The sequence below is a fragment of the Bartonella sp. AR 15-3 genome (assembly GCF_002022445.1).
GTDB lineage: Bacteria > Pseudomonadota > Alphaproteobacteria > Rhizobiales > Rhizobiaceae > Bartonella.
This window is the reverse complement of sequence record NZ_MUYE01000001.1, coordinates 939,561-952,899: the sequence shown is the minus strand read 5'-3', so window position 1 is coordinate 952,899 and position 13,339 is coordinate 939,561. Positions and strand designations below refer to the sequence as shown.

General features: G+C 35.6%; 12 protein-coding genes. 5 read left to right on the top strand and 7 right to left on the bottom strand.

The window, feature by feature from the left end:
* Positions 1-64 precede the first annotated feature (64 nt).
* Positions 65-553 carry a MaoC family dehydratase gene (locus BAR153v2_RS04245; protein WP_078680459.1) on the top strand — a complete coding sequence of 163 codons (489 nt, stop codon included), beginning with the start codon at positions 65-67 and terminating at the stop codon, positions 551-553.
* Here the strand turns inward: BAR153v2_RS04245 and BAR153v2_RS04240 are convergent.
* Genes BAR153v2_RS04240 through BAR153v2_RS04230 form a run of 3 tightly spaced genes read right to left on the bottom strand, consistent with a single transcriptional unit; the run spans position 550 to position 3,061 of the window.
* On the bottom strand, positions 550-1,209 hold the full coding sequence (locus BAR153v2_RS04240) for a methionine ABC transporter permease (protein ID WP_078680458.1): 660 nt from the start codon (positions 1,207-1,209) through the stop codon (positions 550-552). The genes BAR153v2_RS04245 and BAR153v2_RS04240 overlap by 4 nt on opposite strands.
* On the bottom strand, positions 1,202-2,236 hold the full coding sequence (locus BAR153v2_RS04235; RefSeq protein WP_078680457.1) for a methionine ABC transporter ATP-binding protein: 1,035 nt from the start codon (positions 2,234-2,236) through the stop codon (positions 1,202-1,204). Before BAR153v2_RS04235 ends, BAR153v2_RS04240 begins: the two co-directional genes overlap by 8 nt.
* Before the next feature lie 6 nt (positions 2,237-2,242).
* A complete protein-coding gene (locus BAR153v2_RS04230; RefSeq protein WP_078680456.1) occupies positions 2,243-3,061 on the bottom strand; it encodes a MetQ/NlpA family ABC transporter substrate-binding protein in 819 nt (272 codons plus the stop codon).
* Positions 3,062-3,582: 521 nt separating this feature from the next.
* Between BAR153v2_RS04230 and BAR153v2_RS04225 the strand changes: the two genes are divergently transcribed.
* Positions 3,583-4,236, top strand: coding sequence for an SH3 domain-containing protein (locus tag BAR153v2_RS04225; RefSeq protein ID WP_078680455.1), 654 nt, complete (start codon positions 3,583-3,585; stop codon positions 4,234-4,236).
* Between the two features lie 84 nt (positions 4,237-4,320).
* On the opposite strand, the gene BAR153v2_RS04220 is transcribed toward BAR153v2_RS04225, so the two are convergent.
* The 3 genes from BAR153v2_RS04220 to BAR153v2_RS04210 form a co-directional block, all read right to left on the bottom strand.
* Positions 4,321-5,352 carry an aspartate-semialdehyde dehydrogenase gene (locus BAR153v2_RS04220; protein WP_078680454.1) on the bottom strand — a complete coding sequence of 344 codons (1,032 nt, stop codon included), beginning with the start codon at positions 5,350-5,352 and terminating at the stop codon, positions 4,321-4,323.
* A gap of 537 nt (positions 5,353-5,889) precedes the next feature.
* Positions 5,890-6,084: a Trm112 family protein gene (locus BAR153v2_RS04215; RefSeq protein ID WP_078680453.1), complete on the bottom strand. Its 195-nt coding sequence runs from the start codon at positions 6,082-6,084 to the stop codon at positions 5,890-5,892.
* Positions 6,085-6,097: 13 nt separating this feature from the next.
* Positions 6,098-6,760, bottom strand: coding sequence for an LON peptidase substrate-binding domain-containing protein (locus tag BAR153v2_RS04210; RefSeq protein ID WP_078680452.1), 663 nt, complete (start codon positions 6,758-6,760; stop codon positions 6,098-6,100).
* Between the two features lie 532 nt (positions 6,761-7,292).
* On the opposite strand from BAR153v2_RS04210, the gene gcvT reads away from it, so the two are divergent.
* The 3 genes from gcvT to gcvP are packed head-to-tail and all read left to right on the top strand — an operon-like array spanning position 7,293 to position 11,589.
* Entirely contained in the window at positions 7,293-8,414 is a 1,122-nt protein-coding gene (gene gcvT / locus BAR153v2_RS04205; protein ID WP_078680451.1) for a glycine cleavage system aminomethyltransferase GcvT, read from the top strand.
* A 6-nt stretch (positions 8,415-8,420) separates the two neighbouring features.
* Complete coding sequence (gcvH, locus tag BAR153v2_RS04200) at positions 8,421-8,789, top strand: glycine cleavage system protein GcvH (protein WP_078680450.1); 369 nt, start codon at positions 8,421-8,423, stop codon at positions 8,787-8,789.
* 4 nt (positions 8,790-8,793) lie between these two features.
* Entirely contained in the window at positions 8,794-11,589 is a 2,796-nt protein-coding gene (gene gcvP, locus BAR153v2_RS04195; RefSeq protein ID WP_078680449.1) for an aminomethyl-transferring glycine dehydrogenase, read from the top strand.
* 127 nt (positions 11,590-11,716) lie between these two features.
* On the opposite strand, the gene alr is transcribed toward gcvP, so the two are convergent.
* Positions 11,717-12,838, bottom strand: coding sequence for an alanine racemase (alr, locus tag BAR153v2_RS04190; RefSeq protein WP_078680448.1), 1,122 nt, complete (start codon positions 12,836-12,838; stop codon positions 11,717-11,719).
* Positions 12,839-13,339: the final 501 nt, after the last annotated feature.

The following is a 13,339-nucleotide window of genomic DNA, read 5'->3' as shown; positions in this document are numbered from 1 at the left end:
TGGCTTTTATAAAAGCAAGAGAGAAGGCATTTAGTCTTTTGTCTAGTAAAACAAGGATAGTGTTATGCAACGAAAAATAGCAGTGAAAGATATAGCCAATTTCATTGGAAAAGAAATTGGCTTATCACAGTGGCGTCTTGTTACACAAGATATGATTAATCAATTTGCATATGCAACGGATGATCATCAATGGATTCATGTAGATGAAGAAAAAGCGAAAGAAACGCCTTTTGGAGGGACTATTGCTCATGGTTTTTTAACATTGTCACTTTTGTCTGTGTTAGCTTATGAGGCATTGCCAAAGTTGGAAGGCGCGACGATGGGGATTAATTACGGTTTTAATAAAGTTCGTTTTATGAATCCTGTAAAAACAGGAGCACGAGTGCGTGCTCGTTTTATTTTAAATAATGCTAAAGTTCGTCCTTCTGGTCGTGTTGTTTTTCATTATGAAGTAACAATGGAGATTGAACAATTAAAAAATCCAGCTTTTATTGCCGACTGGCTTATTATTGCTATAATTGACGAAAACAAGTCAGCTTGTGAAACTTTTTAATATTTTGCTTTATCCAATTTCTGTGCAATTTTATCACCAGTCCATTGAACAATTATATTGAGAATAATTAAAAAAATAATTACTATTGTCATGATAATAGGATTGTAGCGTTGATAGCCATAGCGAATTGCTAGATCACCCAAACCGCCACCACCAAGATATCCAGCAAGCGAAGTAGCACTGATTAGAGAAATGACCATGACTGTAAAACCAGTAATGAGGCTAGGGAGTGCTTCAGAAATAAGAACATGTCTGATGATTTGAAAGCGATTAGCTCCCATAGAACGAACGGCTTCAACTAAATTATGATCAACTGTTTTAAAAGATAATTCTGCTATGCGCGCATAAAAAGGAATAGCTGAAATGGTAAGAACAAAAATTACTGAAGAAATTCCTATGCCGCTTCCTATTACCGCTCGGGTAATGGGTAAAAGATAAAAGGCCAGTATAATAAAGGGAATAGCACGAATACTATCGATAATAATAGTCAAAAGGCAATGAATAAGGAATGACGGAAAAAGTTCTTCACGTGTCGTTGTATGAAGCAACAAACCAAGCGGTAGTCCGAAAATAAGGGCCATAAAAGAGGCACTTATTGTCATGAATAATGTATCAAGAATAGCATTAGGAAGCTCATGATATAGAATATTAAACATACCCCAAAACCTCACAATATTGTCCTTTTTCAGTTAACCATTGGACAGCTTTTTTAAAAGCTACTTTATTGTGTCCAGGAAGTCCTAAAAAAAGACGTCCGATAATTTCTCCTTGGATTGTATCAATGCTACCATGAAGAATACGCGCTCTTAAACCTGTTTCATCTTCAAGGAGATTAAGAAAAGGTTGTTGAGCAATTTCACCGGCAATATTGATTTCGATAATCGCTTCTTGACCTATTAATTTAAGATTTTGTGCAAATTCCATAGGAAGTTGTGGTGTTACAAGTTTTAGCATAGCAATGGTTGTATCTTCTTGGGGTGATGTGAAAATGTTTTTGACACATCCTTCTTCTACAATTCGTCCTTGGTTAAGAACAACAACGCGGTGCGCAATAGTACGCACAACTTCCATTTCATGAGTAATGAGAACAATAGTAAGATTAAAACGTTTATTAATATCGGCAAGAAGTTCCAGAATAGATTGTGTTGTTTCAGGATCAAGAGCAGAGGTTGCTTCATCTGATAACAAAATTTTGGGGTTTGCTGCTAAAGAGCGGGCAATACTAACACGCTGTTTTTGTCCTCCCGAAAGTTCTGCAGGGTAACAATATTCTTTTCCGCATAATCCCACTAATTCAATGAGTTCAGAAGCTCGTTGGCGGCGTTTTTTTTTGTTCATGCCTGCTAATTGGAGTGGTAAAGCGATGTTGTCAATAATGTTTTGCGACGATAAAAGATTGAAATGTTGAAAAATCATTCCAATATGTTTGCGGTAGGAAGTCCACTCTATTTCTGATAAGTTGGAAACATTAACACCATCAAAAAAGATATATCCTTCATCAATTTTTTCTAGGCCATTTAAGCAGCGAATAAGTGTTGATTTTCCTGCACCACTGCGTCCAATAATACCAAGGATTTCACCAGCATGGATATCGAGAGATAAATTATCAATAGCTGGAATACCTGTTGTTTTTTTGAAGCGGCGGCTAATGTTCTTTAGGGAAATAAGAGTGGTTTTTTCCATTCACAATTACCAAGATATTTGAGCAGCTGTACCAAAAATTTCTTTAATTTTTGTACGAACAGGTTCACTATTATAAGCATCAACTAATTTTTTAACCCATAATGCATCTTTATCGATAGTGCGCACAACGATGATATTGTTATAAGGGTTATCATCTGTTTTTTCCCATGCGATAGCACTTTTGTGTAAGTTTAATCCAGTGGTCAAAGCCCAGTTCGTATTGACAATTACAATATCAAAATCGTTGATTACTCGCCCTAAAATACCGGCATCTAATTCACGAATTTTCAATTTTTTAGGGTTTTCAATAATATCAAGTGGAGATGCAAGAATATTCTTAGGATCTTTCAATTTAATAAGACCTAAGGAATCAAGAAGAAGCAAAGCTCTCCCACCATTTGATGGATCGTTAGGAATACCAACAGTTGCTCTATTCCGAAGCTCTTTTATATCTTTGATTTTATGTGAATAGATACCCATTGGAGTGATAAATGTATATCCAGCAATTGAAAGTTTATAATTACGCTGTTCAATTTGATTATTCAAATAAGGTGTATGCTGGAAGGCATTTGCATCAATATCTCCCATATTAACAGCATCATTAGGGAGGGTGTAATCAGAAAAATAAACAAGTTCAATATCTAAATTAGCCTTTTTTGCTTGTTCAACGGCAACTGACCAAATAATCGCTTCTTTTCCTTCCATAACACCAAGTTTAATTTTTGATTTATCTTCTGCTATAGCATAGGAAGCATGAAAGATAAAGGCAGAGATAGAAAGGAATAATCCAATGATTGTGTATTGAAACAGTTCATGCAATTTCATACGTGTTTATCTTTCTTTTGTTTTTGTATAAAGGGTTTAAAGGGAAAATTTTATATATTCGAATGGTCTTGAAAAAAATTAAAGAATATAAAAGCTTCAAAAAATGTTCAATCATTTTTATTTTAAAAATGATATTATTTTTTACCCTCTGTTACAAAGTGTTTATTTTTGAGCAAATACACCCTATTGGGAGAAGAACTTTACTCCAACTTAGGTCAATATAGTCTACGTTGTGATCTTTTTTTGGAACCAATAGTATTTTCAAAACTTCTTTAAGAACTGATGATCAAGTGAGCAAATGATATTTTGCACGCAATGATCGATAAGGTCAGCATTGTTTGCAAGAGAAGAGCTTGTGTCTATAGGGTGGTGGGAGACACGTAAGAGAGCTTTTGCAATTTTCTCAAGATGTAGCAGACTTTTGAGAAGCTAGAAAATTTACCACCATTTTATTGAAACGAGACAAATTTTTGCAAAGACAAATTTGAGTCTCTGAATACTATGAATAGGAAAAAGAGAGAATGTTTAAAAAGAATTTTTTATCAACGACAATGATGTTGACATCTTTGATGGGAGCTGGGCTTATAATGGTTACTGGTGATGCAGCTGCTGGAACAGTTGCTAAAATAGAAAAAGGCAAAGCAATTTTACGCGCAGGGCCAGCTACAACTTATAAAGTTACGGCGATAGTTCCTACTGGAACGAAAGTACAAATTAATGGTTGCCTTGCTAATAAAGTATGGTGTTTACTTCAACATAACGAAATGGTTGGTTGGGCATCTGCAAATTATTTTAATGTTCACAATGTTCCCATAATTTCTTTTATACAGATGAAAGAAAAGCTGAAACCTGTAATTCAAAAGCAAATAGTACAAGAAAAAAAGGTTGTCTCTCATTCAAAAAACGTGCCCACTGCTCCAGTGGCAGAAAAGAAGATGCAAAAAAAGGATGAAACAAGCGTGATGGTTAATAAACCCACAGATATTAAAGATATTGTGCATACAGGTGTAAAAAAAACTGATGATCGAATAATTTTAAAGCCGTCTGAAAATACACGTGAAATATCTATAAAACGAGTGACAGCTTATAATCCTTTGTTTCCAGATAATGTCAATTTTGAAAATGCTGAACGCAATGAAACACGCTATCGTGTTATAACATATCCTACTTTATAAAAATTAAGAAAACTTTCTTGTATTTTCTGAAAAAAAATAAAAAAAAATAGCAGTATAAAGAGATTTTTATGCTGCTATTTCCGTTTAAATAGCTGATTTAGGTGTGATTAAATTACGAGAGATGAGAAGTTCAGCAATTTGAACCGCATTCAATGCTGCTCCTTTTCTTAAATTATCAGCAACAATCCAAAAAGCTAAACCATTTTCAACTGTGGCATCTTCACGAATACGGCTAATAAAAATATCATCCTCTCCTGTGCACTCATAGGGAGAGATATAACCACCATCTTCTTGTTTATCTATGATTTGGCAACCAGATATGTTGCGTAAGAGAGTGCGCGCTTCATGAGCACTTAATGGCTTTGCAAATTCAACATTAACAGACTCAGCATGACCAATAAAGACGGGAACTCGAACAGCCGTAGCAGTTAATTTTATCTTGGGATCAAGAATTTTTTTTGTTTCAGCCATTATTTTCCATTCTTCTTTAGTATAGCCATCTTCCATAAAAACATCAATATGAGGAATGATATTAAAGGCAATGCGTTTAGGAAACTTTTTTAATAAGATTGGATCAGCGACAAAAACAGCTCGTGATTGTTCAAATAATTCATCCATTCCTTCTTTACCAGCTCCGGATACTGATTGATAAGTGGATACAACAACGCGTTTGATAATTGCTGCATCATGGAGAGGTTTTAAAGCAACAACAAGTTGAATGGTTGAACAATTAGGATTGGCAATAATGTTACGTTTAGAAAATGCTTTAATGCTTTCTGCATTTACTTCTGGCACAATCAAGGGAACATTGGCATCATAGCGCCATGTGGAGGAGTTATCGATGACTATACAACCAGTAGCACTAATCTTAGGAGCGTATTCCTTGGAAATATTTCCTCCGGCAGACATAAGACATAAATCAGTGTCAGAAAAATTATATGTATCAAGTGCTTTGACTTTTAAAGTTTTGTTGCCATAAAAAACACTTTGCCCTAGTGAGCGTCGTGAAGCTAAAGGAACTATCTCGCTAGCTGGAAAGCAACGCTCTTCTAGAATTGTTAATATTTCACGACCAACATTTCCAGTAGCACCAACAACTGCGACTTTAAAATTCATATTTTAACTGCTTTCTCTATTTTATAAAATAGATATGAGGCTGATCTTTTTGCTTAGATTAAAGCTAATAAAGAGGATAAATTAGCCAAGAAATTTGTATATTTTAAATCATTACTTCCTTAGGCTCAATTGTATGTCCACAATTATTATAATGAAGGTACTATAGATCATCTTACTTGACAATACACTGTTTCCTTAGTCCTTTTAGAATTGGAGAGAGTCTGCTATTAATTATCATTCTTTTAGGATTTTTTTGTTGCGTAAGGATCAGAATTTAAAGGAATCAGTCTGTTTTGGTTAGCAGATGATAAACCAAACTGTTTACGCATTTATCAATGGGTATTCAAAGAAATAATATGAGTTTTTATGGAAGCAGAGAATGAGTTTCTTTATTGAAGAAAATTAAAACTTTAACGTTATTAGTAAGTAAAATAATTTTTTGAGATTCTTTTTTGAGTATGCGTTGAAAAAAGCTGATCGAGAAAAAATATATTTTAATATAAATTATAATCGGTTTTATAAAAAGGGAAATAAAAATTATTTTTTTTCATTATATCCTAAAGGACGCGCTTCTGAAGTGAGCATAATAGGGACACCACTACGAATAGGATAGGCTAGTTTTGCTTTTAATGAAATTAATTCTTGTTTTTTTTTATTTAAAGAAAGAGGCTCTTTTGTAATTGGGCAAACCAGCAATTCAAGCATTTTAGGATCAGTTGTCATTTTTTTCATATTTGAAAATCCATTAATGTAAGCGATGATATGCCCCTGTTTGTTTCATAAGTGAACGCTCAGTTAAAGCAAGGAGAGTTTGGGCGCGACTTGCTATATCTGGTGCTTCCAGTAAAGCTTGTTTTTCTTCTGGAGCAAAGGGAATAAGAGTTGAAAGAGCATTAACGAGTATAGGTGTAGGCGTTTGTACAATGTTATTCCAATTATGTTCAATTTCATGGAGTACAAGATAGTTTTCAATCGTATTGAGTAAATTTTCTCGATTAACATTCTCTGAATTTTCATGTTCTTGTAAATCTTTTATATTAAATTCAATGATGGCAATTCGATAAGGCTTTTTGCTGACTAATTCTTTTTTTAAGGTAAAACGACAAACACCTTGTAATACGATAAGAAGTCGTCCATTTCCTGTTTCATTATAATTTGTAATACGACCAACACAGCCCATTTCATAGAGTTTTGAGGAAAAATTATCTGTACCCGATGATAACGGCTGAATAATTCCTAATAGACGATTGGACATCATGGCGTCTTCAATCATTTCAAGAGCATTTGGTTCGAAAATGTTAAGTGATAAAAAACCTCCAGGAAGCAATAATGCGCCTTCTAAAGGAAAAAGAGCAATTTGTTTTGGTAAGTCATTTTCACAATTATAGTGGATATTACCAGCTTTCATGAGTGTTCTGTAACCTTTATTTAATGCAGTTTCGTATGTAAAATTATTATAGTTTTTTATTTATAAGGAAAATTATATTATTGTGAGCAAGATAAAATCACATAATATAAGTTATTATAATGAGGAAAGCTATAATCCTTCCTTATAGAGAAAAGGAGAAGAAACGACAATATCTTGGGTTGTATTCAGCAAGATTTTAAAGAATATGAATTCCCTTTAAGTAAAGGTTTATGATGATAGTTTGAAAAAACAAGATTATTATAAAAAAGTTAGAAATTTAGAGGACTATAATCAGTTTTTTAATGACAGTGTAGAGAAGATAAGTTATAGCGAAAATATGTTGGAAAGAATGTCATTGCTTCTTTAATTCTTTTAATTCTTTGCGGGAGAGTGCAAAATACTAACTTTAACATCTGCTGCTAAAGAGTAAAATAATTTGTAATCTTGCAGGTTTGAGATAAAGGATAAGAAAGAAGACCACAATATAGAGTAATAAACCCGATAGAGTAGTAAACGCGGCTGTGGAGAAATTATGAGCACCGATTTGCTGGCATTTGAGACATTGCCTTTAAAAAAGCTCCCCTTACATGATCTGCATGAAAAAGCACACGCGAAATTTGGTGCTTTTGCTGGTTGGATGATGCCTTTAGTCTATCCTCTAGGTGTTTTGAAAGAGCATTTGCATACACGTGCTCAGGCTGGTCTTTTTGATATCTCTCATATGAAGTTGATAGCTATTGAAGGGCAAGAAGCAGCTGAATTTTTATCTTATGCACTTCCTATTGATGCATCACTTTTACAAAAAGGCCAATCACGCTATAATTATTTGCTGAATGAGCAAGCTGGTATTCTTGATGATCTTATTCTTACTCGTTTAGATGAATACCGTTTTGTGCTGGTTGTCAATGCAGGGAATGCACAGGTTGATTTTTCTGAACTTAAAAAACGTGCTGTTGGTTTTAAGTGTCAAATAATTACGCTTGAGAGAGTATTGCTTGCTCTTCAAGGTCCGCAGGCTGCATCTGTTATGGCTGATGTAGGTTTGCCTGGGAATGAGCTTTTATTTATGCAAGGATTTGAGCCACACCAAGATTGGTTTTTAACACGTTCTGGTTATACAGGAGAGGACGGTTTTGAAATTGCACTTCCGGAAAATCAGGCGCGTTCATTAGTTGAAAAATTACTCGATGATTGTCGTATTGAATGGGTCGGTCTTGCTGCGCGTGATAGTCTTCGATTGGAAGCGGGATTGTGTTTACATGGCAATGATATTACACCTGACACTACTCCTATTGAGGCTGGGCTGACATGGGCTGTATCCAAAAGTGTTCGGGAAAAAGCTAAGTTTTATGGAGCAGAAGCTTTTCTTAGAGCATATCAGAAGGGCCCTTCTCGTTGTCGCGTTGGTTTAAAACCACAAGGACGTCAGCCTGTACGTGCAGGTGCAGTTCTTCTAGATAATAAAGGGACGCAGATTGGAATAGTAACATCGGGTGGTTTTGGTCCTTCTTTTAATGGTCCTGTAGCAATGGGCTACGTTCCTATTGATTGGAAAGTCGAAGGAACAGAAATTTTTACTGAAGTGCGTGGCAAAAAAATCATGTTGTCTGTTCATTCGCTTCCTTTTGTTGTACAACGTTATATTAAGGGATAATTTTTTATGTCTGAAATTTATTTTACACAAGATCACGAATGGGTAAGTGTTGAAGGACAGATTGCTACGGTTGGAATTACTAATCATGCTCAAGAGCAATTAGGTGATTTAGTTTTCGTTGATTTGCCGCAGAACGGAACACATTTTTGTAAGGGAGATTCAGCTGCTGTTGTTGAGTCTGTTAAAGCAGCATCAGATGTTTATGCACCTATTGATGGAGAAGTGATTGAAAGTAATAGAGCTTTAGCAGATGATCCTGCATTGGTAAATCGGCAAGCTGAAAAGGAAGGCTGGTTGTGGAAAATGAGGATACAGGATAAGACACAGCTTGATGAGCTGTTAGATGAGCCTTCTTATCATGCGTTGATTGGGTAAAATCATGCAAGGACATCGTTTTGTTTCGCGACACATTGGGCTTCGAGCTAATGAAATACAAAAAATGCTTAGTGTATTAGCAGTTGATTCAATAGAAGCTTTAGTTTCTCAAGCTGTCCCCCAGTCTGTTCATTTGAAACGATCACTTAATTTACCAGAAGCAGCAAATGAAGCACAAGCTTTGGAAGAATTATCGAAGATTATGGAACGCAATCATGTACGGAAGAGCTTTATTGGGCAAGGCTATTATGGAACATCTGTACCACCTGTTATTTTGCGTAATTTTTTTGAAAATCCAGCTTGGTATACCGCTTATACACCCTATCAGGCAGAGATTAGCCAAGGCCGTTTAGAACTTTTGTTTTATTTTCAAACATTAGTAAGTGAATTGACAGGATTACCTATTGCTGCTGCTTCACTTCTTGATGAGGCAACGGCTTTAGCTGAAGCTAATGCGGTGGCTGTCCGTTTTGCACGTGAGAAAAAAACAAAGATTTCAATTCAAGGTTTTTTGCATCCTCAAACATTGAGTGTTGCGCAGACACGTGCTCAAACACAAGGAATTCATATGAGTGAAAAGAGCAAAATTTGCTCTGATACGGCGGCTATTATTTTACCATGGCCAGACACAAGAGGATGTTTTAATGATTACAGTGAAGTCATTAAAGAGGCAAAGGAGAAAGGTGCTCTAGTTATTGTTGTTGCAGATCCTTTAGCACTCACTCTTATGGAAGCACCAGCAAAATGGGGGGCTGATATTGTTGTTGGTTCTATGCAGCGTTATGGAGTCCCAATAGGTTTTGGCGGTCCTCATGCAGGCTATCTTGCAGTGAGTGATGCTTTAATGCGTTTAATTCCAGGGCGTATCGTTGGACAATCAACGGATACGAAAGGGCGTATTGGTTTTCGATTAGCATTGCAAACTCGTGAACAACATATTCGACGTGATAAAGCAACGTCGAATATATGTACTGCACAGGCTTTGTTAGCTAATATGGCGGCGGCTTACGCTATTTGGCATGGACCACAAGGTTTACAGGAAATTGCCAAACGTGTTCATCATTTAACATGTCGTTTTGCAGCCGGTTTAGAAGCGGTGGGTGTTCGTTGTGAAGGTAAATATTTTTTTGATTGTATTAGTGTTTTTGTTGAGAAGAGAGCTCAAGATATTGCGGATCAAGCAAAAATGGATGGGCGGCTTATACGTATTCTTGACGATGATTGGGTTGCAATTAATTTTGATGAATTGTCAACAGAAGAAGATGCTATTGCTTTAGCACGGCTTTTTAACGCTCAATTAGCTGATGAAACTGTTTCAAGGCTTTTTGGTAGAGGGCGCGATTCTACTTTTCTTTCGCAGTCATTTTTTCATACAGTGTGTTCAGAAACAGATATGATGCGTTTTTTACGTCGTTTATCAGATAAGGATTTAGCACTAGATCGGGCGATGATTCCACTTGGTTCTTGTACAATGAAACTCAATGCTGCTGCTGAATTAATACCTGTGAGTTGGCCTACAGTGGCCAATATACATCCTTTTGCACCTAAAGATGATGCGTTGGGATATCAGGAAATGATGAATCAGTTAAATGCATGGTTATGTGAAATTACAGGATTTTCCCAAGTTTCTTTCCAGCCTAATTCTGGTGCTCAGGGTGAATATGCTGGACTTTTAGCTATTCGCCGATATCATCAATCTCGTGGTGATTATCAACGTAACATTTGTCTTATTCCTGCATCAGCACATGGAACCAATCCAGCCTCAGCACATATGGCAGGGATGGAAGTTGTGGTAGTGAAATGCTTGAGCGATGGTGATGTTGACATTGATGATCTTAAAGTAAAAGCGCAATTACATAAGACTCATTTGGCAGCTTTAATGATTACTTATCCTTCAACACATGGTGTTTATGAGGAAAACATTAAGGATATTTGTGCCATTATTCATGAAAATGGTGGACAAGTCTATTTCGATGGAGCTAATTTAAATGCACTTGTAGGTCTTGCACGTCCTGCAGATATGGGGGCAGATGTTTGTCACATGAATCTTCATAAAACATTTGCGATTCCTCATGGTGGCGGAGGTCCTGGTGTTGGTCCGATTGGCGTTGGAACGCATTTAAAACCATTTTTACCTGGCCATGAACAAGATAAGACGACGCATGCCGTTTCCGCGGCTCCCTACGGAAGTGCTTCTATTTTAGTGATTACATGGATGTATATTCGGATGATGGGAGCTGATGGATTAAAATGTGCAACACAGATAGCAATATTAAATGCTAATTACGTCGCTGAGCGTCTCTCAAAAGCTTATTCTATTCTTTATAGGGGTAAACATGGGCGTGTTGCACATGAATGTATTGTGGATACACGGTTGCTGAAAGAGCAATATGGAGTCAGTGTTGATGATATTGCAAAACGTCTCATTGATTATGGATTTCATGCTCCAACAATGTCATTTCCAGTTCCTGGAACTTTGATGATTGAGCCAACTGAATCAGAACCAAAGGCAGAAATTGATCGTCTTTGTGATGCTTTGTTATCTATTGCCGAAGAGTCTAAGAAAATTGGCGCAGGCATTTGGCCAAAAGATGATAATCCATTGGTGAATGCACCGCATACGTTAGCAGACACTTTAGATGATAATTGGAAACGAGCTTATTCACGAAAAGAAGCTGCTTTTCCTAATCCTCACTTTGATCCAGTGAATAAATATTGGCCGCCTGTTTCACGTATTGACAATGTTTCTGGTGATAGAATATTAATTTGTTCTTGCCCACCATTAGTGAATACTTTTTAAATTTATTTGCTTATGTTTCAATCAAATAAACCTATATAAAATTTGTAGAATTGGATATAAGTTATTTCGATTTTTGTTTAAGTTTCGTCATGGTTATCTTAGATTCGCTTTATAAGAATTCGAAGATTTAAATGTAAATACGTTTATAACGAGAGCCAAGTGAGGTAAGAATTTCATAAGGAATGGTTCCTGCATCTGCAGCAACATTTTCGATAGTTTGATGTCTTCCAATAAGCTCTACCCAATCACCTCGTTTTGGTTTTTCATGTTTAAGATTGGTTGCGTCAACGGTAATAGAATCCATAGAGATTTGTCCAATGATGGGTAGTTTATGTTTTTTAAAATAAACGAAGCCTTTATTAGAAAGATTGCGTAGCCAGCCATCAGCATAACCAATAGCAATGGTGGTAAGAATGCTGGGCTTTTGGGTGATGAAACTTCCTCCATAACCAACAGGAGATCCTGCTTCAGTGTAACGGCTCTGAATAACTTGAGCCTTAAGTTTTAAAACAGATTTAAGAGATGTAGGATGTTTTTTATGGGGATCAATTCCATAAAGTGCAATGCCTGGGCGAACAAGATCAAAATAAAAGTCTGGACCAAGAAAGATTCCTCCAGAATTAGCAAGCGAGGCTTTACAGGCAGGAAGTTGTGCAAGCGCTGTTTTCATAGCATTTTTTTGGGCGCAATTGGATGCGTGTGTTACATCATCTCCGTTAGCGAGATGACTGATAATATATTTTATGTCTATTCTTTCGAAAAGAGTAGGATTTTGAATCAACCATTTTAGCTCTTCTTGATCGAGTCCTAGTCGATTCATATTAGTATCAATTTGAATGATTGCTGGAAATTTTTTACCATTTTTTTGACAATGCATTTGCCAGTTTTCAATTTCATGCCGAGAATTAAGAACAGGAACAATACCAGCTTTAGTTATGAGTTCTTCTGCATTAGGGGGAAGACCATTCAGAAGAACAAGGGTGATATTTTGTGGTAAAATAGCTTTTAGTTGAAGTGCTTCTTTAAGGTGGGCAATAAAAAAAGTGCGGCAACCAGCTTGATAAAGTGCTGGGGCAACTTTTTCAGCTCCTAGCCCATAGGCATCAGCTTTTACAACAGCTGAACATTCTATAGGAGCAACACGTTGAACTAAAGTTTTATAATTAGCGATAATTGCATTAATATTAATAATTGCTATGGCAGTATAAGGTAAAGCTACATTTGCTTCATAGCCAACGAATTTGTCCATTTTGTAATCCTATCTCTATATAATAAGATATGAATTCCCTTTTAAATTATTATCCTTATAACTATGCCTATAATACACAAAAATGCGAATATTATCTTTATGAAATATATAAGTGGTGAAAGCAATTATTAAAGTGAGAGATGCAATTTTGATATAATGAATAAAAGTATTATTTTCTTTAAATAATAGTTCATACTGGAAAAATGTTTTTTATTTCAATTTATCTTTGAAGCAAAAAACATGTATCTAAATGTTATAAGAAAAAATAATAGATGATAAATTATTTGGAAAAGAATTTTGCAATACCTTTTAGGAGATATCTGTATAGTTATAATATTATAAGAAAATAAAATATAGAAGTAATGGTGATATTGGTTTTTGCTTCATAAATATAAAGGTGGTAACAATCCAGTTGAGTTTGCGTTATATTTTCCATGGATGGTGTTAAGAAATAGGTTTAAGAGAAAATGTAAGATCTTTTAAAACAGATTTGTAAAGTGA

Coding starts and splice junctions, on each gene's coding strand:
- BAR153v2_RS04245 (WP_078680459.1), top strand. CDS start 65: ATGCAACGAAAAATAGCAGTGAAAGATATAGCCAATTTCATTGGAAAA.
- BAR153v2_RS04240 (WP_078680458.1), bottom strand. CDS start 1,209: ATGTTTAATATTCTATATCATGAGCTTCCTAATGCTATTCTTGATACA.
- BAR153v2_RS04235 (WP_078680457.1), bottom strand. CDS start 2,236: ATGGAAAAAACCACTCTTATTTCCCTAAAGAACATTAGCCGCCGCTTC.
- BAR153v2_RS04230 (WP_078680456.1), bottom strand. CDS start 3,061: ATGAAATTGCATGAACTGTTTCAATACACAATCATTGGATTATTCCTT.
- BAR153v2_RS04225 (WP_078680455.1), top strand. CDS start 3,583: ATGTTTAAAAAGAATTTTTTATCAACGACAATGATGTTGACATCTTTG.
- BAR153v2_RS04220 (WP_078680454.1), bottom strand. CDS start 5,352: ATGAATTTTAAAGTCGCAGTTGTTGGTGCTACTGGAAATGTTGGTCGT.
- BAR153v2_RS04215 (WP_078680453.1), bottom strand. CDS start 6,084: ATGAAAAAAATGACAACTGATCCTAAAATGCTTGAATTGCTGGTTTGC.
- BAR153v2_RS04210 (WP_078680452.1), bottom strand. CDS start 6,760: ATGAAAGCTGGTAATATCCACTATAATTGTGAAAATGACTTACCAAAA.
- gcvT (WP_078680451.1), top strand. CDS start 7,293: ATGAGCACCGATTTGCTGGCATTTGAGACATTGCCTTTAAAAAAGCTC.
- gcvH (WP_078680450.1), top strand. CDS start 8,421: ATGTCTGAAATTTATTTTACACAAGATCACGAATGGGTAAGTGTTGAA.
- gcvP (WP_078680449.1), top strand. CDS start 8,794: ATGCAAGGACATCGTTTTGTTTCGCGACACATTGGGCTTCGAGCTAAT.
- alr (WP_078680448.1), bottom strand. CDS start 12,838: ATGGACAAATTCGTTGGCTATGAAGCAAATGTAGCTTTACCTTATACT.